Annotated in this window: 21 protein-coding genes and 8 tRNA genes; 24 read left to right on the top strand and 5 right to left on the bottom strand. The window is 29.8% G+C overall.

Going from position 1 to position 20970, the window contains the following annotated elements; all coding sequences use genetic code 11:
• Positions 1–5: 5 nt before the first annotated feature.
• Positions 6–218 (top strand): DUF3006 domain-containing protein, encoded by a 213-nt coding sequence (locus ACQ3F0_RS06465; protein ID WP_428864324.1) that lies wholly within the window; start codon positions 6–8, stop codon positions 216–218.
• Between the two features lie 47 nt (positions 219–265).
• On the opposite strand, the gene ACQ3F0_RS06460 is transcribed toward ACQ3F0_RS06465, so the two are convergent.
• Together ACQ3F0_RS06460 and proB are read right to left on the bottom strand one after the other, a co-directional pair.
• Positions 266–1519: a glutamate-5-semialdehyde dehydrogenase gene (locus tag ACQ3F0_RS06460; RefSeq protein WP_428864323.1), complete on the bottom strand. Its 1254-nt coding sequence runs from the start codon at positions 1517–1519 to the stop codon at positions 266–268.
• Between the two features lie 47 nt (positions 1520–1566).
• Positions 1567–2694 carry a glutamate 5-kinase gene (proB, locus tag ACQ3F0_RS06455; RefSeq protein WP_428864376.1) on the bottom strand — a complete coding sequence of 376 codons (1128 nt, stop codon included), beginning with the start codon at positions 2692–2694 and terminating at the stop codon, positions 1567–1569.
• Between the two features lie 180 nt (positions 2695–2874).
• Here proB and proC point away from each other — a divergent pair, with 180 nt between their 5' ends.
• The 5 genes from proC to ACQ3F0_RS06430 all read left to right on the top strand — a co-directional run bounded on the left by proC (position 2875) and on the right by ACQ3F0_RS06430 (position 8528).
• The gene (gene proC, locus ACQ3F0_RS06450; RefSeq protein ID WP_428864322.1) at positions 2875–3681 is read left to right on the top strand and encodes a pyrroline-5-carboxylate reductase; all 807 of its coding nucleotides are present in this window, start codon (positions 2875–2877) and stop codon (positions 3679–3681) included.
• 236 nt (positions 3682–3917) lie between these two features.
• Positions 3918–5201 carry an adenylosuccinate synthase gene (locus ACQ3F0_RS06445; RefSeq protein ID WP_428864321.1) on the top strand — a complete coding sequence of 428 codons (1284 nt, stop codon included), beginning with the start codon at positions 3918–3920 and terminating at the stop codon, positions 5199–5201.
• Positions 5202–5342: 141 nt separating this feature from the next.
• Complete coding sequence (locus tag ACQ3F0_RS06440) at positions 5343–5876, top strand: DUF4358 domain-containing protein (RefSeq protein WP_428864320.1); 534 nt, start codon at positions 5343–5345, stop codon at positions 5874–5876.
• A gap of 73 nt (positions 5877–5949) precedes the next feature.
• A complete protein-coding gene (locus ACQ3F0_RS06435) occupies positions 5950–7371 on the top strand; it encodes an MBOAT family O-acyltransferase (protein ID WP_428864319.1) in 1422 nt (473 codons plus the stop codon).
• Between the two features lie 23 nt (positions 7372–7394).
• Positions 7395–8528, top strand: coding sequence for a DHHW family protein (locus ACQ3F0_RS06430; RefSeq protein WP_428864318.1), 1134 nt, complete (start codon positions 7395–7397; stop codon positions 8526–8528).
• A 31-nt stretch (positions 8529–8559) separates the two neighbouring features.
• On the opposite strand, the gene ACQ3F0_RS06425 is transcribed toward ACQ3F0_RS06430, so the two are convergent.
• Positions 8560–9801: a BaiN/RdsA family NAD(P)/FAD-dependent oxidoreductase gene (locus ACQ3F0_RS06425; RefSeq protein WP_428864317.1), complete on the bottom strand. Its 1242-nt coding sequence runs from the start codon at positions 9799–9801 to the stop codon at positions 8560–8562.
• Positions 9802–10078: 277 nt separating this feature from the next.
• Here ACQ3F0_RS06425 and ACQ3F0_RS06420 point away from each other — a divergent pair, with 277 nt between their 5' ends.
• From ACQ3F0_RS06420 to ACQ3F0_RS06370, 11 genes are all read left to right on the top strand, one after another.
• Positions 10079–10261 carry a DUF1858 domain-containing protein gene (locus ACQ3F0_RS06420; protein ID WP_428864316.1) on the top strand — a complete coding sequence of 61 codons (183 nt, stop codon included), beginning with the start codon at positions 10079–10081 and terminating at the stop codon, positions 10259–10261.
• A gap of 77 nt (positions 10262–10338) precedes the next feature.
• Positions 10339–11091, top strand: coding sequence for an acyl-[acyl-carrier-protein] thioesterase (locus ACQ3F0_RS06415; RefSeq protein WP_428864315.1), 753 nt, complete (start codon positions 10339–10341; stop codon positions 11089–11091).
• 116 nt (positions 11092–11207) lie between these two features.
• Complete coding sequence (locus tag ACQ3F0_RS06410; RefSeq protein ID WP_428864314.1) at positions 11208–12014, top strand: pyruvate, water dikinase regulatory protein; 807 nt, start codon at positions 11208–11210, stop codon at positions 12012–12014.
• A gap of 148 nt (positions 12015–12162) precedes the next feature.
• Positions 12163–12237, top strand: a tRNA-Glu gene (locus ACQ3F0_RS06405).
• Positions 12238–12244: 7 nt separating this feature from the next.
• Positions 12245–12320: transfer RNA gene (locus ACQ3F0_RS06400), tRNA-Val, on the top strand.
• 20 nt (positions 12321–12340) lie between these two features.
• Positions 12341–12417 (top strand) — tRNA-Asp (locus ACQ3F0_RS06395).
• 32 nt (positions 12418–12449) lie between these two features.
• Positions 12450–12525, top strand: a tRNA-Thr gene (locus ACQ3F0_RS06390).
• A 29-nt stretch (positions 12526–12554) separates the two neighbouring features.
• Positions 12555–12629, top strand: a tRNA-Glu gene (locus ACQ3F0_RS06385).
• A 7-nt stretch (positions 12630–12636) separates the two neighbouring features.
• Positions 12637–12712, top strand: a tRNA-Val gene (locus ACQ3F0_RS06380).
• Positions 12713–12733: 21 nt separating this feature from the next.
• A tRNA-Asp gene (locus ACQ3F0_RS06375) sits at positions 12734–12810 on the top strand.
• A 32-nt stretch (positions 12811–12842) separates the two neighbouring features.
• Positions 12843–12918: transfer RNA gene (locus tag ACQ3F0_RS06370), tRNA-Thr, on the top strand.
• 80 nt (positions 12919–12998) lie between these two features.
• Here the strand turns inward: ACQ3F0_RS06370 and ACQ3F0_RS06365 are convergent.
• Positions 12999–13988 carry an ATP-binding protein gene (locus ACQ3F0_RS06365; RefSeq protein WP_428864313.1) on the bottom strand — a complete coding sequence of 330 codons (990 nt, stop codon included), beginning with the start codon at positions 13986–13988 and terminating at the stop codon, positions 12999–13001.
• Positions 13981–14976, bottom strand: a complete 996-nt coding sequence (locus ACQ3F0_RS06360; protein WP_428864312.1) for a DnaD domain protein — start codon at positions 14974–14976, stop codon at positions 13981–13983. Before ACQ3F0_RS06360 ends, ACQ3F0_RS06365 begins: the two co-directional genes overlap by 8 nt.
• Positions 14977–15225: 249 nt before the next feature.
• Here ACQ3F0_RS06360 and ACQ3F0_RS06355 point away from each other — a divergent pair, with 249 nt between their 5' ends.
• From ACQ3F0_RS06355 to fabF, 7 genes are all read left to right on the top strand, one after another.
• Positions 15226–15681 carry a MarR family winged helix-turn-helix transcriptional regulator gene (locus ACQ3F0_RS06355; RefSeq protein ID WP_428864311.1) on the top strand — a complete coding sequence of 152 codons (456 nt, stop codon included), beginning with the start codon at positions 15226–15228 and terminating at the stop codon, positions 15679–15681.
• 15 nt (positions 15682–15696) lie between these two features.
• On the top strand, positions 15697–16680 hold the full coding sequence (locus ACQ3F0_RS06350; RefSeq protein ID WP_428864310.1) for a beta-ketoacyl-ACP synthase III: 984 nt from the start codon (positions 15697–15699) through the stop codon (positions 16678–16680).
• Between the two features lie 55 nt (positions 16681–16735).
• Positions 16736–16966, top strand: a complete 231-nt coding sequence (gene acpP / locus ACQ3F0_RS06345; RefSeq protein ID WP_428864309.1) for an acyl carrier protein — start codon at positions 16736–16738, stop codon at positions 16964–16966.
• Positions 16967–17030: 64 nt separating this feature from the next.
• Complete coding sequence (gene fabK / locus ACQ3F0_RS06340) at positions 17031–17987, top strand: enoyl-[acyl-carrier-protein] reductase FabK (protein WP_487250437.1); 957 nt, start codon at positions 17031–17033, stop codon at positions 17985–17987.
• Between the two features lie 26 nt (positions 17988–18013).
• On the top strand, positions 18014–18949 hold the full coding sequence (fabD, locus tag ACQ3F0_RS06335) for an ACP S-malonyltransferase (RefSeq protein WP_428864307.1): 936 nt from the start codon (positions 18014–18016) through the stop codon (positions 18947–18949).
• Positions 18950–18975: 26 nt separating this feature from the next.
• Positions 18976–19716, top strand: coding sequence for a 3-oxoacyl-[acyl-carrier-protein] reductase (fabG, locus tag ACQ3F0_RS06330; RefSeq protein ID WP_428864306.1), 741 nt, complete (start codon positions 18976–18978; stop codon positions 19714–19716).
• A gap of 11 nt (positions 19717–19727) precedes the next feature.
• Entirely contained in the window at positions 19728–20969 is a 1242-nt protein-coding gene (gene fabF / locus ACQ3F0_RS06325; protein ID WP_428864305.1) for a beta-ketoacyl-ACP synthase II, read from the top strand.
• The last annotated feature ends 1 nt before the right edge of the window (position 20970 follow it).

The raw sequence follows: 20970 nt of genomic DNA, 5'->3' as shown, positions 1-20970 counted from the left end.
TTGTTATGTTAGGTATAATAGATAGATTCGAAGAAGATTTAGCAGTTGTGGAACTATATACTGGTGATATTATTAATGTTGAAAGAAAAAGAGTACCTAAAGAAGCGGTTGAAGGTTATGTACTTAATATTGATACAGAGATAACTATTAATCAAATAGAAACAGAAAAAAGAAGAAAAGAAATTGAAGAGCTAACTAAAGATATATGGGAAGAATAAAAACTACTGAATTTTCAGTAGTTTTTTATAATAAGTATAGTTATTAATTATCTTATTTGGCCATTTCCATAAATAATATATTTAGTTGATGTCAATTCTTTGATTCCCATAGGACCTCTAGCATGAAGTTTTTGAGTACTGATTCCAATTTCTGCACCAAATCCAAATTCACTACCATCTGTAAATCTTGTAGAAGCATTAACATAAACTGCAGCTGCATCTACTTCATTTAGAAAGGTTTGTGCATTGATGTAGTTAGAAGTTAAAATAGATTCTGAATGCTTAGTTCCATATTTGTATATATGGTTAATAGCTTCTTCCATTGTATCAACTATTTTTATCGCTAAAATTAAATCTAAAAACTCATTTGCCCAATCATGTTCTTCGGCTTTTGTTGCATTAGGAATTATTTTTAGCGTTTTTTCACAACCTCTTATTTCTACGTTATAATCTGAAAGTGTTTTTGCAAGATTAGGTAAAAATTCTGATGCAATGTTTTTATGAATTAAAACAGTTTCTAAAGCATTACAAACAGCAGGTCTTTGTGTTTTTGCATTGATAATAATATCTATTGCATTTTGTAAATCGGCAGTTTCATCAACGAAAACATGGCAATTACCGACTCCAGTTTCAATTACAGGTACAGTTGCGTTATTAACTACTGCATTTATTAAACCAGCACCACCCCTTGGAATCAATACATCTATATATTCATTAAGAGTCATCATTTTATTTACAGCTTCTCTGTCTGTTGTTTCTATAAGATTTATACTACCTTTTGGTAAACCAGCATCTTCAGCAGCTTTAGAAATAATTTCACATACTTTAATATTTGAATTAAGAGCTTCTTTTCCGCCTTTAAGAATAACAGAATTTCCTGTTTTTATACACAAAGCTGCTGCATCAACTGTTACATTAGGCCTAGCTTCATATATTATTCCTATAACTCCTAGAGGTACTCTTATTTGACCTATTTGAAGATTATTAGGTCTTTTCCACATCTTAATAACTTCACCAATAGGATCGTCTAAACCAGCAACATCAATTAAACCTTGGGCCATATCTTTGATTCTTTTTTCTGTAAGTAATAATCTATCTAGAAGAGCCTTTGAAAGTCCGCTTTCTTTTCCATTAACCATATCAATTTTATTTGCCTCAAATATTTCGTCTTTTCTTTTTAGTAAAGCATCTGACATGGAAATAAGTGCTGCATTTTTCAAATTAGTATCTATTGTAGACAATATTCTACTTGCAGACTTAGCTAATTTACCTTTTTCAATTATTATTTCATGAATATTCAAATTAATACCTCCTAATAAATATTAGTTATAAGTTGTAGATTATAAGTTTAAAGGATAACCATATTATTGGTATGTACTACTACATGATAACTTTTATAACCTAGTTTTAATTCAATTTCATTAGAGTTTAATCCTTTAATATTTTTTATATCTAATGAGCTGAAATTAGTTATTCCATTAGCAATACATTGTTTGTTGCTATTTAATATTGAAACTACATCACCTTCTTGAAAATCACCTTCAATATTAGTAATACCTTTAGGTAGCAAGCTTTTATGATTATTTATAATTGCTTTCTCAGCACCATTATCAATTATAATATACCCAGAAGGATTAGTATTATATGCTATCCAATGCTTTCTTGCATTTAGTTTATGAGAATCTGGGAAAAAGAATGTTCCAACATTATTACCCTCAATAACATTACTAAGTATATTCTCTTCAGAACCATCAACAATAATCATGGATGCACCAGAAGTTGAAGCAATTTTTGCAGCATTTAATTTCGTAATCATTCCGCCTGTTCCAAGATTAGATCCAGCACCGCCTGCGCAAGAAATTATTTCATCTGTAATTTCATAAACGTTATTAATAAGTTTTGCATCAGGATTAAGCTTTGGATTAGAGTCATATAATCCTTTAATATCCGATAATATTATAAGTAAATCAGCTTCAACTAAACCAGTTACCATAGCAGAAAGAGTATCATTATCACCAAATTTGATTTCATCAACAATTACTGCGTCATTCTCGTTTACAATAGGAATTACATTAGATTCTAATAGAGAAAAGAATGCATTTCTTATATTCAAGAATCTTTTTCTTTCGGACATATCATCTTTTGTTAAAAGCATTTGGGCAGCAATTTTACCGTATTCAGATAAAATTTTTTCGTACATATGAATTAAAATACCTTGACCAACAGCGGCAGCTGCTTGCTTTTCAGGTATAGTTTTAGGCCTAGATTTTAAACCTAATTTACCAATTCCAGCTGCAACAGCTCCTGAACTAACTAATATTACTTCAATACCCCTATTATTTATATCGGCAATTTGTCTTACCAATTTTTCTATTCTTGAAAAGTTTAATAAACCAGTGGGATATGTTAAAGTAGAAGAACCAATTTTAATAACTATTCGTTTTACATTAGAAAGATAATCATTTCTAGTAGATATATCCACTATGCTTCCCCCTTAATCAATGAATATTTATACTTATAATGTATTTTTTATTTATATAGTAGTATAATATGTGCTATATTATAATTAAGTATATAAAGTTTTATTTTAGTAATTATTTGATTTAGCAAATTATATCATATAAGTGTATAAAAATTCAATTAAAGGAGAGAACTTATGAGTAAAAAAATTGGATTTATTGGTTGTGGAAATATGGCAAAGGCAATTATCAAAGGCATAATTAATTCAGGTATTTTTCAGGGTGAAAATATTATAGCAAGTGACATTAATATTGATAAATTAGAAGAAACAAAAAAAGAGTTAGGGATAAAAACTACTAATAATAATGTATTTGTAGCAAGTAATTCAGATTACATAGTATTATCAATAAAGCCTAATATGTATAATAAAATTATAAGCCAAATAAAGAATGAAATAAAGAATAATTCAATCATTATAACAATAGCAGCAGGTGTTACATTAGAAAAGACAGAGAACAACTTCGATAAGGATATTAAATTAGTAAGGGTTATGCCAAACACTCCTGCGTTAGTTGGGGAAGGTATGAGTGCACTATGTCCTAATAGTAAGATGAATGAAGAAGAACTTAATGAAGTTAAAAATATATTTAATAGTTTTGGTAAATCAGAAATTGTTGAAGAAAAATATATGAATGCTGTAACAGCGTTAACAGGTTCATCTCCAGCAATAGTATATACATTTATTGAAGCATTAGCAGATGGAGCGGTATTGAATGGAATATCACGTGATATAGCCTATAAAATGGCGTCACAAGCAGTATTAGGATCAGCTAAGATGGTGCTGGAAACAAGGAAACATCCAGGAGAATTAAAGGATGCGGTTTGTTCTCCAGGAGGAACTACAATAGAAGCAATGTATTCTTTGGAGAAGAATGGTTTTAGAGGTACTATAATTGAAAGTATAAATAAGTGCGTAGAAAAAGCAGATAAAATGTCTAAATAGAAGCTGTAGCTTGATAATATCAGGCTACAGCTTCTATTTTTCTTAACGATACGAATTTTAAATTAAATATTTAAAAAAATATTCGTATTTGTATTGCTTTTAATAATACTGTCTGTTACTATGTTATGTGGAGACAATAATAAATTTAAAAGCTATTACATTAGTAAGTAAATATTAAAAATTGCTAGTACAAAAATTTATATAAATAAATTGAATAATGAAAGCGAGGAATATGTATGTCAGCGTTTATAGTGTTAGGTGCCCAATGGGGAGATGAAGGAAAAGGAAAAATGACTGACTATCTTGCAGAAGATGCAGATGTTGTTGTTAGATTCCAAGGAGGAAATAATGCTGGTCACACGGTGGTAGTAGGAGATGCAGAATATAAACTTCATTTAATACCTTCAGGAATTTTATACGACGATAAGTTAAACGTAATTGGTAACGGAGTAATAGTAGATCCAAAAGCATTATTTGACGAAATCAATTATCTTAAGGGTCTTGGTATAAAAATAACTCCAGATAAATTAAAAATAAGTGATAGAGCTCATTTAATTATGCCATATCATAGAGTTTTAGATGGTTTAAAGGAAAGTGCTAGAGGAAAAAATGATATAGGTACTACAAAAAAAGGAATTGGACCTTGTTATTCAGATAAAGCTTCAAGAAGTGGTTTAAGAATGTGTGATTTATTACATTTAGATGTTTTTAAAGAAAGATTAGAAATGAATGTTGAAGAAAAGAATAAAATTATCGAGATGTATAATGGAGAAAAAGTTGACTTTCAAGCTATTTACGAAGAGTATGTAGGATATTCTAAAATGTTAAAAGACTTTATTACAGATACTTCAGTTGTAGTTTATGATAGCAAAATGCAAAATAAAAACATATTGTTTGAAGGTGCTCAAGGAACATTACTTGATATTGATCATGGATCATATCCTTATGTAACATCATCAAATACTACAGGTGGTGGAGTTTGTCCTGGTGCTGGTATTGGACCAACTATGATAGATAGTGCTGTGGGTATAGCAAAAGCTTATACAACTAGAGTAGGTAAAGGACCATTTCCAACAGAATTAGTTGGAGAAATGGGAGACTTAATTAGAACAAAAGGTTTTGAATACGGAGTAACAACTGGAAGAGCTAGAAGATGTGGATGGCTTGATTTAGTTATACTAAAGAGTGCCGCTAGAATTTCTGGATTAACAAGTTTTGCTGTTACTAAAATTGATACTTTAGCAGGATTAGATAAATTAAAGGTATGTGTTGGATATAAACTTGATGGTAAAGTTATAGATTATTTCCCAGCAAGTTTAGAAGATGTTGCTAGATGTGAACCTATCTATGAAGAGTTTGAAGGATGGGATGAATCAATAGCTGATGCTAGAAGTTACGAAGAAATTCCTAAAAATGCACAAATATACTTAAAGAAGATAGAAGAATTTACAGGTATTAAGATTTCTATTGTGTCTGTTGGACCAAAGAGAGATCAAACAATGAGAGTTACAGAAATATAAAATAAAAACTGCTGATTTTTTCAGCAGTTTTTTAAACTTTTTTTGAACTTTTCCAATTAAGTAACGTATATGTAGTTGTAAGATTTAAGTTGCAAGTTATAAAATGTGACAAAAAATATACTAAAAAGAGGAGAATTAATAATGAAGAAAATTTTAATTGGAATGACAGTATTTGTAACACTATTTGTATTTATAGGTTGTGGCAAGAAAACGCCAGAGGTTAATATTGCTGTAAGTGATATTTCAAATGATGTAAAATCAATAATTGCTGAAGATTTGAAAAAAGCGGGTGTTCCTGAAGAATCTTTTAAAGATGGACAATTGCCTATGTACATGGAAATAGATTTAACAGGTGAAACACAAAATCCATTTAGTGAAATTATAAATAAAGAAGATATAGAAGAAGGTATTGCTATTCAACAAATGATGAATGTTAAATCAGATATGATAGTAATTTTAAAAGCAAAGGATGAAACTAAAGTTGAAAGTTTAAAAACCTCACTTGAAAAAATAAAAGAGCAACAAACTAAAATATGGGAAACATATTTACAAGATCAATATGAAAAAGTAAAAAACAATCTAATTTTAACAAATGGAAAATATTTAGTATATATAACATATGAGTCACCAGAAAAAATTGAAACTACTTTCAATAATGCATTAAATGAGAAATAGTTGAAGGTTTACGTTAAAGGAAAGCTTTCACTTTGTGAAAGCTTTTAATTTAAAATTAACAAGGAGTAAATTCATGGTATTTAGTAGCTTAGTATTTTTATTTATATTTTTACCTATTGTTTTATTTATATATATAATTGCACCTAAGAAGATAAAAAATATAGTGTTATTGACTGCTAGTTTGATTTTTTATGCATGGGGAGAACCGACTTATATATTTTTAATGATTTTTTCATCAGTAGTGGATTATATACATGGTTTACTTATAGAAAAATTTAGACAAAATGATAAGAAAGCTCGTATTGTTGTTCTATCATCTGTAATTATAAATTTAGGGTTATTATCTTTTTTTAAATATTCAGATTTTCTAATTAGTAATATTAATTTTTTATTTTCAACAGACTTTGTATCCCTTAACTTACCACTACCTATTGGGATTTCATTTTATACCTTTCAAACTATGTCCTATACCATTGATGTATATCGTAAAAAAGCACCAGTACAAAAGAATCCAATTGCTTTAGCCACTTATGTTACTTTATTTCCACAATTGATTGCAGGGCCTATAGTTCGGTATCAAACGGTTGCGCTACAAATCAATAAAAGAGAGGTAACAATTCAAAAGTTTAGTGAAGGTGTGAAGCGTTTTATAATTGGATTAGGCAAAAAAGTATTACTTGCTAATAATATTGGACTTTTGTGGACTCAAATACAAAACACCCATTTTGAAGATTTAACAATATTGACTAGTTGGTTAGGAATAATAGCTTTTGCATTTCAAATATATTTTGACTTTAGTGGGTATTCAGATATGGCAATTGGTTTAGGAAAAATGTTTGGATTTGATTTTTTAGAAAATTTTAATTATCCATACATATCTAAAAGCATAACAGAGTTCTGGAGAAGGTGGCATATTTCACTTGCAACATGGTTTAAGGACTATGTATACTTTCCTCTTGGAGGTAGCAAATTAAGTAAGATAAAAATGTATAGAAATTTGTTTATAGTATGGATATTAACAGGATTATGGCATGGAGCCGAATGGAATTTTGTTATTTGGGGGTTTTATTTTGGTATTATAATAGCTATAGAAAAACTTGTTCTTTTAAAGGTATTAGAGAACACTTGGAATTCAGTTAGGCATATTTATACTATTTTTATACTCTTAATTGGATGGGTAATATTTATATATGACAATTTATATGATGGAGTATTGTACTTAAAAACAATGTTTGGATTTAAAAATATTATTTTATTGGATTCACAATTCTTATATTATCTTTATAATTACGGAATCTTGTTGATTATATTATGTATAGCCTCAACACCGTTTGTTAAAAACATGCACATAAAATTAGTGAAAAATCTAAATAAAAGATACTTATATATTTATTATAATTTAGTTATGCCTATAATGTATTTCACAATATTATTTGTTTCCACTTCTTATTTAGTGGATTCAACTTATAATCCATTTCTGTATTTTAGATTTTAATTTTTATATAGAGGATGATTCATATGAAAAAAAGTTCTAATAAAATAATAGTAGTACTATTTATATCATTTTTAGTAATTATAAATATTCTAAATTTTGCTATACCAGATAGAGTGTTTTCTGAATTTGAAAATCGTATTCTTGCTCAAGCACCTAAAGTTAATTTTAAAAATTTAACTTCTGGTAGATATACGAGTAAATTTGATGAATATATTACAGACCAATTTCCTTTTAGGGATTTTTGGGTATCAATTAAGAGTGATATGGAAAGATTGACATTTAAAACATCTAATAATGGAATTTATTTTGGTGATGATGGATATTTATTAGAAGATTATAAAAAGCCTAATGAGCAACTGTTAAAAAACATAAATAGTATAAAAATATTTTCAAAGGCAGTACCTGAAGTGAAAACATATTTTTTATTGGCACCTAATTCAGTAAAAGTATATGAAAATAAATTGCCATTGTTTGCAAGTCCATATAATCAATCAAAAACTATCGAAATAGTAGAGGAACAATTAGATCAAAATGTAAATTTTATTGATGTATATCCTAAAATGATAGATAAAAAAGATGAATATATTTACTTTAAGACAGATCACCATTGGACTATGAGAGGGGCATACTATGCTTACAAGGAATTATGTAATAAAATAGATATTAAGGCATATAGTATTAATGAATTTAACACAAAAATAGTTGATACATCTTTTTATGGTACATTTTATTCAAAAGCTAATAATAGGCATATATTACCTGATTCAATCGAAATATTTACTCCAAATTTTGAAAATGAATGCAAGGTACAATACAGAGACATTGAAAAATCATCTGATTCACTTTATGAATATAAACATTTAGAGAAAAAAGATAAGTATTCAATTTTTCTTGATGGTAACCATGCACTAACGACAATTAATACAGAAATTAAAAATGAAAAAAAAATAATCATTTTTAAAGACTCATATGCGCATAGTTTAATCCCATTTTTAGTAAATCATTATGAGGAAATCCATATAATTGATTTAAGGTACTATAAATTAAATATTTATGATTATATACAACAGAATAATATAAGAGAAGCTTTATTTTTATATAATATTAATTATTTTTCTGAGGATGAAAGTATTAAGCTATTGGAACTTTTTCTTTAACAAAAGCCCCAATAACAACTATAGATGAATATTATTTTTGTGTTTGGTCAAAACAAGATTTTGCAGCAATAGCAGCTGAAGACCAAGCCCATTGTAAATTAAAACCACCGCAATCGCCATCAACATCTAAAACTTCACCAGCAAAATAGAGACCAGAAATGATTTTTGAATGTAGAGTATGAGAATCCACTTCAGTTGTATCTACTCCACCAGCAGTTACTTGAGAGTTTTTAAATCCATTAGTATCTGTAACTTTAAATGTCCACTCTTTTAAAAGTTTAAGAATACTATTTTTTTCTTTCCAAGTAATTTCCCAACAAGGTTTATGTATATTATCTACATTAGCTTCTTTCAAAATAATAGGGATAAGTTTTTTATTAATAATCCCAATTAGAGAATTGTATAAACTTCTATAGGATAGAATTCCCCAATGATTTTCTAACATATCTTTTAACTCATCGGAGGTTAGAGTATTCATCATATCTATTTTTATATGAACATTTTTTTTATTCCATTGAGCTAGTGAAGCAATTCGACTTAGCTGAAGAATAGGTGGACCAGAAATACCATAGTCAGTAAATAAAATTTCTCCAAAATCAGTTTGAATTTCTTTATTCTCAACAAGTACTGTGGCTTTTCCATTAAACTTAACTCCAGATATAGCTTTTAATTTTTTATAGTCTAATTTAAGTTGAACTAGAGCAGGTAATGGTTTATTGATTGAATGACCAAGGTTTTGAGCTAGGGTATACCCAGAACCATCAGAGCCTGTATTTGGCGCAGAATTACCGCCTGTAGCTAGTATTACAGTTTTAGAGATAAAAGTACAGTTAGTAGAAGTATTTAGTTCAAATCCATTTGAACTATGATTTATAGTATTCACTTTAGTAGATAAATAAATTGGAATATTTCGATCTTCTAAAGCCATTAAAAAAATATCAAGAACGGATGATGCCTGTAGAGATAAGGGATAGAGTTTACCATTATCTAAATTTATAAGATTTAATCCAAGAGATTTAAAGAATTCTTCAGTATCTTTTGAAGTAAATTTTGATAAAATAAAATCTGGAAATCCAGTATTACTACTATGAAATCTATTATAATTAATATCAGTATTTGATATATTGCATCTACCGTTTCCAGTAGCTAAAATTTTCTTGCCAATTCTATTATTTGACTCAATAATAGCTACATCCATTCCGCAATCTTTAGCAATAATTGCAGCAAATAAACCGGAGGCCCCCCCTCCAATAATTATTAAATCATGTTTCAACGCAATCGCTCCCTTTATCTAAAATTAGAAATGCACAATTGTAGAATAATGTGCATTGAATATATTAACACCATTTTAAAGTATTGTTGTAGACCTGTAAACAAAAATACATAAATTATTAACTTGAAAAAAGAGATGCTTATAATTATAATAAAAATAGAAAATACAGAACTATTTTAAAGTATTTTTTTATTATTATTTTGTGTATAAATAAACAATTTAAACGATAAATTAAGTATATGTAATGTTTATTTATATAATATGAGGAGGTAAAAAGATGATTACAAAAGATATGACTATAGGAGATTTAGTTAGAACAAATCCAGAAAAAGCAGATGTACTTATGCAGTTTGGTATGATGTGTGTTGGATGCCCTTCAGCTCAAGGAGAAACAATTGAAGAAGCAGCTATGGTTCATGGAATGGATTTACAAAAATTACTAGATGCATTAAATGCGTAGAGAGTTTAAATAAGTAAAGATAAAACAGCACTATTACTGTGCTGTTTTGTTTATAAATTTTAATAGGAAGTGATGATATGGGAGGTATAGTTACTGAAAAAATATTTGAAGTTCACTATTCTCATGTAGACTATTATAAAAGAGCAAAACTTACATCAATTATTGATTTTTTAAACGATATAGCAACCTATCAAAGTGAAAAATTAGGAATTGGTATTGATTACTTAAGAGAAAATAAGTCAGGTTGGGTAATTTTAAAGTGGGAAATAAATGTAAAAAAATATCCTTTGTATATGGATAAAGTTCTTGTGAGGACTCAACCAGTGGCAGGAAGAAAGATATTTGCATATAGAAATTTTCAAATTCTTGATTTACAGGGAAATTTATTGGTATCTGCAAAATCAGTATGGTCATTAGTAGATATAGAAAATATGAGACCGGTGAGATTAACAGATGAAATTTTAGGAAGATATGAAATAAAAGAAGAAAAAGGTCAAAAATATAAAATCGAAGAAGCTTTAGATTTTAGTGAAGATAAAATAAATAATAGTACAAGCTTCAGAATCAGATATAGTGATATTGATACTAATGGACATGTTAATAACGAAAAATATGCTGCGTGGATGATCGAAAATGTACCAAAAGATATTGTCTTGGGGTATAGATTAACAAAGCTTAAAATACATTTCAAAAAAGAAACTAAATATGGAGAAAACATTAAAGTCTTAAGTGAAGTAATTCAAAAGGATGATAAAATTATTTGTTTACATAAGATCAAAAATAATAAAGATATGCTTTTAACATTAGGAGAAAGTATCTGGGAATTATAGAATGATTACTGAGAGAATTAGTCATTTAGTTGCATATCATTGAGAAAGTTAGAAAATAATATTCGTGAAATGAAAATATTGATTATTAATCAAAATTTAAAAAGGAGGCAAACTAAATGTTAACAATATTTGCTGTATCAGATTCAATAGGTGAAACGTCTGAAATGGTTGCAAAAGCAACGGCTACTCAATTTACAGAGGGAATAAATGTTAAGAGAGTACCGTATATTAAAACACAAGAAGATGTTAACACATTTATAAATTCTATTGCAAAACCAGAAAATTCTATGGTAATAAGCACTATAATCTTAGTAGAAATAAGAGAATTTTTAGTAGAGAGATGTGTGGAAAAGGGAATTCATATAGTTAATATTTTAGGCCCAAGTATAAGTACTGCGGCAAGAATAATTAAGACAACTCCTAATTATAGACCAGGTGCTGTATGGAATATGGATTCTGAATATCATAAAAAAATAGAAGCTATGGAATTTGCAATTCAATATGATGATAGTAAAGATCATAGTGGTATAAAATTCGCTGATGTAGTATTGGTAGGGTTATCAAGAACATCTAAAACACCTTTATGCATGTATTTGGCTAATAAGGGTATAAAAGCTTTAAATATACCATTAATGCCAGAAGTACCTGTACCAGAAGAGGTATTCAAAATCGATAGGAAAAAGGTTATTGGCTTAACAATAGATCCTATGCAGCTTATAGAAATTAGAAAACATAGAATAGGTAAAATGCAAGCTCAGACTTCTTCTAACAAAGAAATTCAATATGCCAATGCTAAAAGAGTACTTGATGAATTAGATTATGCAGAAAGAATAATGAAAAGACTTGGATGTAAAGTGATTGATGTTACAAAGAGAGCGATAGAAGATACGGCTCTAATAATAATGGAAAGAATTCAAAAATAAAAATAAATATAAGACTATAATTTATGAGTATTAGACTTAATAAAAAAAATATTAAAAAAAATATTGAAAATATGTTGACAAAAGTTTTGATATACGGTATTATAGTCTTCGTTGGGTTACGAAGCAGTTTGAAATTCGACATATTTTTGGCTCCTTGGTCAAGCGGTTAAGACATCGCCCTTTCACGGCGGTATCAGGGGTTCGATTCCCCTAGGAGTCACCATTTTCATGGGCGCATAGCTCAGCTGGGAGAGCACCTGCCTTACAAGCAGGGGGTCACAGGTTCGAGCCCTGTTGTGCCCACCATGAAATACTATATTTAATGTGGCCCAGTGGCTCAGTTGGTTAGAGTGCCGGCCTGTCACGCCGGAGGTCGAGGGTTCGAGTCCCTTCTGGGTCGCCATTTTAATATATATTATTTAAACAAGCATATAAGCTGGCATGGCTCAACTGGTAGAGCAACTGACTTGTAATCAGTAGGTTCCGGGTTCAAGTCCTGGTGCCAGCACCATTAAAATTAATTGTTAATTAATTTAATATGGCTCCTTGGTCAAGCGGTTAAGACATCGCCCTTTCACGGCGGTATCAGGGGTTCGATTCCCCTAGGAGTCACCATTTTCATGGGCGCATAGCTCAGCTGGGAGAGCACCTGCCTTACAAGCAGGGGGTCACAGGTTCGAGCCCTGTTGTGCCCACCATGAAATACCTATATTCAATGTGGCCCAGTGGCTCAGTTGGTTAGAGTGCCGGCCTGTCACGCCGGAGGTCGAGGGTTCGAGTCCCTTCTGGGTCGCCATTTCAATATAAATTATATAAGTAAACATATGAGCTGGCATGGCTCAACTGGTAGAGCAACTGACTTGTAATCAGTAGGTTCCGGGTTCAAGTCCTGGTGCCAGCACCAATATATGAGCATATGCTCATTTTTATTTTGCAAAACTTTATAAATAAACTGAACTCAATTTAAAAATCAGTAGATAGTATCTACTGATTTTTTATTTTATTTAAATTTAATTTTACTCTTATATCATCATCATTATAAAAATTAAATATATGAAAATTTCCTAATAATCTGGATGTTATTCTATCAGTATATGTAGACATTAACTCATCCAAAGAATAATTAGTTGAAACCAACATTTTTTTGTTTGAAAGTAATTTTGTATTCAATAAATTAAATAGTTCAGTTTTAGTAAAACGGCTAATTTGTTCAGTACCTAAGTCATCAATTATTAGTAAATCACAATTCAAAAGTAAATTCTCAAGATTTGAATTATTATTTAACCTAATGTCACGTAAATCCCTAAATAAATTTTCTGCTGTTCTATATAACACAAAAAAACCTCTATCTAAAAGTTCCTTAGCGATACAATGTGTTAAAAAGGTTTTCCCAGTACCGGGCTCACCATAAAATAGAAGATTTTCACTTTTTTCATTAAATGATTCCGCATAATTTAGTGCTCTTGGGAATATTTCTTCCATGTTTTTTCGTGGTGTTTTTGGTTTATTTTCTACTCTTCTATTGGAAAAGTAATCATAAGTAAAAGTATTGAAATTTTCTCTTTTTAACACACTACTAAGTTCTGAATCCTTGTAGTAAAGTTTAACTAATTTTTTATTGAAGCATATACATTTTCTTGTACCTATAAAGCCCGTATCTTTACATTTATTACAGGAGTATATTTCATCTAAATAATCAATTGGATATCCATTTTCTACAAGTAATTCGGATTTTTTGATTTTTAAATTCGTAATTTCGTTCTTTATTGTATTTAAAGAATCTTCCCTATTCTCAATATTGTTAATAGTGTTCAAAGTTAATTTAACACACAATTTTCCAATTTGACGTTGTATGGTTGGTATTATTGGAATAAGTTTTTGGATTTCTTCTTTTCTTTTCTTTTGTTCTGATTTATTCGCACTTCGTATTTTTTCATAGATTTCTAATACTTGAGCCTGATAGCCTTTAATCATTATCATCCCATCCTAATAAAGTTTTTTCAATTTTATCTAAGTCGTAAGAACGTTGTTTTCTATTACTAAAAGAATCTGGTTTAGCACTAGAATTATAGTTATTAGCTTTTTTATTAGTAAATTTAGTTCTTTGTCTATCTTTTTTTTCAATATCTTCAATTGTACGTAAATTATCTTTGTACCAACTGTTTAATATACCATCTATATATTTAAATTCAGCTTTATTTAACCTTTCAAAACAAATATCACATGCTTTATAAATAATTTCAAGCGGAAAATTATATATATTAAACCATTTTATCAACATTTCTTCTTGTGGTTTCATAACCTCATTTGAGTTAAAACCTAAGTATTTTAAAACTTTTCTAATTTTCACCCAAATATCTTCACGTTTTTTAATAAATGATTGAGCTTCTGCAATATTTTTTATATTGGCATCATGCCATGAAATAGCTACTTTTTCAATATATCTATAATCATTTTTTCCTTTTGATATACAATATTGAATCAATAACAGAATCATTTCAGGCAAAAATTGATAATCTTTTTGCCAAGAAAGGTACATTGCAATTTCTTTATTTGATAATGTTCTACCTAATAATTTTTCAATATCCTTCATCATATCTTTTATTGAATTATTACTTAATTCATGTAATAAGTTAATATCTTCTTCTGGAATTTCCTTATTATTATTATATAAATCAATAAATTCTAATCTAAAGTTATTCATCTGATCTAATTTTTTAAAGCTAACTACACCTATATCATTCCAATAATTCCAAGCTTTTAAAACATCAGATTCTAATAAATTAAGCTGATTTGATATTTCTGAAGAACTGATACCAATTTCACCTGATAAACAATGACGAAGTCCAAGCAGATAAACTTTCACATACTCACCAGGAGCTGAGATCATAAATTTATCAATAAATTGGTTACTTACTGATGTATATGTATTAATTTTATTTTTTAACATGAATGTACTCATGTTACATCACCTTTCTGGTTATTTATTTAATGGATGATTCATATTTAATTCTTGGTCTATATTTAATTATATCAGAATAAATATTAATACTCAATTTGGGTATAATTGAAATATGAAAGTGCCTTAAATAAATTATTAATAATATTTGAACAAATTTTAATATAGTTGACAGAATTGTGATTATGATATATACTTTGATTGTCAAAATATTTGAGAGTCAAACAATATAGTTTAATAGGAAGTGATGTAGTGCATAAGTCGATAAATGCTGTGTTAAATGAATTATTAGTAACTACTTTCAATGATATTTTAGAAATAGAACAGTCAGCTATAAAAAAAGGTATTCTTAAAGATTTATCTGTTACTGAAATACATACAATTGATGCAATAGGGATGTATATTACTAGAACAATGTCCGAAGTTGCAGCTGATTTAAACATTACAGTGGGTACTTTAACTACAGCAATAAATAATTTGGTTAAAAAAGGCTATGTTGTTAGAAGTAAAGATGAAAAAGATAGAAGAGTTGTTAAAATAGGACTTACTAGAAAAGGTAAATTAGCCTATAGAGTTCATGAAAAGTTTCATTTGGATATGATTAAGGAAACGATAGAAGGTTTATCCGTTGAAGAAGAAACTATTCTTGAAAATGCATTAACTAAACTAAATAAATTTTTTAAATCTAAATATAATTTAAAAAAATAATGAAGGAATGAGAATATGTATAATGTTCAAATCATAGGCACAGGAAGTTATGCTCCAATAAATGTTATGAAAAATAGTGATATTACTCAGTTTGTTGAAACAAGCGATGAATGGATTTCTAATAGAATAGGTATTAAGGAAAGAAGAATTAGTACTGGTGAAGGAACAACAGATCTTTCTGTTGAAGCAGCAAAGGCGGCTATTGAGTCAGCAAATATTTCACCAAAAGATATAGATTTAATTGTAGTAGGAACTTGTACACCTGATAATTTTATTCCTTCAACTGCTTGTCTTATTCAAAGAGAAATTGGAGCAGTAAATTCAACTTGTTTTGACCTTAGTGCAGCTTGTACTGGATTTATTTACGGTATAAGTGTTGCCACTCAATTTATAAGAACTGGTCAGAATAAAACAGTTTTAGTAATAGGTGCTGAGACATTGTCAAGAGGCGTTGATTGGACAGATAGAGGAACTTGTGTACTCTTTGGAGATGGAGCAGGTGCAGCAATACTAACTAGAGCTGAAAATGAAGAGCAAGGTGTAATTTCAATATATACGGGTGCAGATGGAAATGGAGCAGAATTTTTAGAATATCCTGCAGTACCTTTAAAAAACACATTCGTAGAAGAAGTTGAAGAAAATAATTCTATTATAACTATGCAAGGCGGAGAAGTATTCAAATTTGCTGTTAAAATTATTGTAGAGTGTATTGAAAAGGTATTACAGGATAGTGACTATAGTATTGAAGATATAGACTATATAGTACCCCATCAAGCAAATATGAAAATTATTGATGTAGCTGCAAAAAAGTTAGGTATAGATAAAGAAAAGTTTTTTATGAATATTAGTAAGTATGGAAATACTTCAGGTGCAAGTATCCCTCTTGCATTGGATGAAATGGAGAAAGCAAATATGCTAAAAAAAGGGGATAAAATTATAATGGTAGGTTTCGGTGGAGGCTTAACATATGGAGCAGTATTGATTAATTGGAATAAATAAATTAATATAAAAAGAATCAAAAATAAAATATAAATTAAACTTTGGAGGTAGTATTATGATATTTGAAAGATTAAGAAAAGTAGTTGCAGAACAAGTTGATATTGATGTGGAAGAAATAAAGTTAGAATCAACTTTTAGTGAAGATTTAGGTATTGATTCTCTTGACATTTTTGAAATTGTTATGGAGTTAGAAGAAGAGTTTGACATGGAAATTCCAACTGAAGATTTAGAAGATATGACAAAAATTGAAGACTTAGTAAAATATATAAACGAAAAGCAAGCGTAGACTTTGATAATTTTCTCTTAAAACTAAATAAAACAAAATATGAGACTGTAGGATTCCTTCAGTCTTGTTTTCTAGGAGTGATTTTATGAATGAACTATTTAAAAAATTAGGAGCTACATACCCGATAATTCAAGGCGGTATGGCATGGATAGCTGAGAGTTCATTGGCAGCAGCAGTATCAAATGCAGGTGGAATAGGTCTGATTGCAGCAGCTAATGCTCCAGTTGATTACATAAGGGAAGAAATAAGAAAAGCTAAGAAATTAACTGATAAAACTTTTGGTGTAAATATAATGTTATTAAGTGATAATGCAGATGAAATTGCAAAGTTAGTTTGTGAAGAGGGAATAAAAGTAGTTACAACAGGTGCAGGTAGTCCAGGAAAATATATGAGTATGTGGAAGGAGCATGGAATAACTGTAATTCCAGTAGTAGCTTCAGTTGGTCTTGCTAAAAGAATGGAAAAATCAGGGGCTGATGCTGTAATTGCTGAAGGCGGAGAAGCAGGCGGACATATTGGAGAAATAACAACAATGGCTCTATTACCGCAAGTAGTTGATGCAGTTAATATTCCAGTAATTGGTGCAGGTGGCATTGGGGATGGTAGAGGTATAGCAGCAGCATTTACTTTAGGTGCTTCAGGAGTTCAAGTAGGAACTAGATTTTTGGTTGCTGAAGAATGTGTAGTTCATCAGAATTATAAAAATAAAGTGATAAAAGCAAAAGATATAGATACTGTTGCAACGGGTAGATCTACAGGTCATCCAGTTAGAGTTCTAAGAAATAGATTAACTCGACAATACAAAGAGTTAGAGAAAAATGGAGCTTCTATAGAGGAATTAGAAAAATTAGGAGCTGGTACATTGCCAAAAGCAGCAAGAGATGGTGATGTAGACTATGGGTCAGTTATGGCAGGACAAATTGCTGGAATGATATGTAAAGAACAAAATTGTGAAGAAATAATTACTGAAATGTTTAAAGAGGCTACAAAAACATTAAAATCAATAGATAATATCTTTTAATATTTTGTAATAAAGTGGAGGTTACTATGGGAAAAATAGGGTTGATATTTGCAGGACAAGGTGCTCAATATGTTGGAATGGGTAAGGACTTATATGACAATATAGATGTTTGTAGAGAAGTGTTCGAAAGTGCGGATAGAGAGTTAGGATACTCAATAAGTGAAATATGTTTCAATGGAAGCAAAGAAGAGTTAGATAGTACTGAAAATACTCAACCAGCTATTCTAACTGTTAGTATAGCTGCACTAAAAGCACTTGAGATTAATGGTATAAAAGCTGATATTGTTGCAGGTCTTAGTTTAGGAGAGTATTCAGCATTAGTATGTAGTGGAGTAATATCTTTTGAGGATGCTGTTAAAGTAGTTAAGAAGAGAGGTAAGTTCATGCAAGAAGCCGTTCCTCAAGGAGTAGGTGGAATGGCGGCTATATTAGGATTAGATAGAGAAAAAGTTCAAGAAGCATGTGATGTTGCTGGAGAAAAGGGATTAGTGAAAATTGCAAATTATAATTGCCCAGGTCAAATAGTAATAGCAGGTGAAAATGAAGCTCTTAAACTTGCTTGCGAAAAGGCTGGAGAACTTGGTGCTAAGAGAGTATTAGAACTAGCTGTTAGTGGACCTTTCCATACACCTTTATTAAAACCAGCAGCTGATAAATTATATTCAGAACTTGAAAAAGTTCAACTTAAAGAAATGAAAACACCTGTTATAACAAATGTTACAGCAGATTATATAGAGGATACTAAGGAAATAAAAAATATTCTAAAGAAACAAGTTATGAGTTCTGTATTATGGGAAGATACTATAATAAGGATGATAGAAGACGGAGTAGATACTTTTATAGAAGTAGGTCCTGGAAAAGCACTAAGAGGATTTGCTAAAAAAATAAATAGAAAATTAAACTTATATAATATTGAAGATATAAAATCAATGAATAAAACTTTAGAAAGTTTGAAAGTATAAAATATAAGCTAAATAGGAGGAAACATATGTTAAATGGTAAAACTGCAATTGTAACTGGTGCTAGTAGAGGTATTGGAAAAGCGGTTGCATTGAAGTTAGCAGAACACGGAGCAAATATTGTTATTAACTATAGAAATAGTAAAGAGGCGGCATTAGCAGTAGTTTCTGAAATAGAGCAAAAGGGAGTAAAAGCTTTGGCAATTCAAGCGGATGTAAGTAAATTCGATGAGGCTAAAGATTTGATTCTAAAAGCAAAAGAAGAATTAGGTTCAGTTGATATTCTTATTAATAATGCAGGTGTAACAAAAGATGGTGTATTACTTAGAATGAAAGAAGAAGATTTTGATAGTGTTATAGATATAAACTTAAAAGGTGTTTTTAATTGTATAAGACACGTAGTTCCTATAATGATGAAGCAAAGAAGTGGGAAAATAATAAGTATGACTTCAGTGGTAGGTATACTTGGTAATGCAGGTCAAGCAAACTATTCAGCTTCTAAAGCTGGAATTATTGGATTAACAAAATCAACTGCTAAAGAGATTGGTGGTAGAGGAATTACAGTAAATGCTATAGCACCAGGATTTATTGAAACAGAGATGACTGGAGCTATGGCTGATAAGTATAAAGAAGCAATAATTGGTAGTACAGCACTAAGAAAATTAGGAAAACCTGAAAATGTAGCTGATGCAGTTTATTTCTTAGCATCTAGTATGGGAGATTATATTACAGGCCAAGTATTAAGTGTTGATGGTGGAATGGCATTTTAAGGAGGATAATTATGAAAAATAGAGTTGTAATAACTGGTATGGGAGCTGTTACTCCTATAGGTAATGATACAGTAAGTTTTTGGAATGGAATAAAAGAAGGTAAATGTGGTGTAAATGAAATTATGGCTTTTGATGCTTCAGAGTATAAGGTGAGTTTAGCTGCTGAAGTTAAAGATTTTAAATTTGATGAATATATGGATAAGAAAACAGCAAAGAGAATGGATAGATATAGCCAGTTTGCTATGGTAGCTGCTGGAGAAGCTATGAAAGATTCTAAATTAGATCTTGAAAGTATAGATGCTGAGAGATTTGGAGTAATAGTAGGTTCAGGAATAGGTGGAATAGGTACAATCGAAGAGCAACATAAAAAGTTAATAAATAAAGGACCTAATAGAGTTTCACCATTTTTAATACCTATGATTATAGGAAATATGGCAGCTGGTAATATTGCTATTAAGTATGGTGCTAAAGGAATATGTACAACAATTGTAACAGCATGTGCAACAGGTACACACTCAATAGGTGAATCTTTTCATAAAATTAGAAATGGAGAAGTAGATATTATTTTATCAGGTGGAGCGGAAGCTTCAATAACACCATTATCTATGGCAGGATTTACTTCATTAACAGCATTAAGCAACAGTACTGATTCATCAAGAGCATCAATTCCTTTTGATAAAGAAAGAGATGGATTTGTAATGGGTGAAGGTGCTGGAATTGTTGTTTTAGAATCTTTAGAGCATGCATTAAAAAGAGGAGCAAAAATATATGCTGAAGTTGTTGGATATGGAGCAACTTGTGATGCTTATCATATGACTTCACCAGCACCAGGTGGCGAAGGTGGAGCAAGAGCAATAAATATTGCAATCAAAGATGCGGCAATAGAAGCAAAAGAGATTTCTTATATTAATGCTCATGGAACTAGTACTCCTTATAATGATAAATTTGAGACTGCTGCAATTAAATCTGTCTTTGGTGAAGCAGCATATAATATTCCAGTTAGTTCAACAAAATCTATGACAGGTCATTTATTAGGTGCAGCTGGTGCTATTGAGGCTATTATTTGCGCAAAAGCTTTAGAAGAAAGCTTTATACCTGCAACGTTAGGATATAAGGTAGCAGATGAAGAATGTGATTTAGACTATGTGCCAAACGAAGGTAGAACAGAAAATATTCAATATGCCCTATCTAATTCTTTAGGATTTGGTGGTCATAATGCAACGATAGTTCTAAAAAAATGGTCAGAGGTGTAAA

Source organism: Clostridium sediminicola, assembly GCF_050402865.1.
In the GTDB taxonomy this organism is placed as follows: domain Bacteria; phylum Bacillota; class Clostridia; order Clostridiales; family Clostridiaceae; genus Clostridium_AF; species Clostridium_AF sediminicola.
Note: the sequence above shows the minus strand (reverse complement) of the source record. Positions and strands in the feature narration are given on the sequence as shown.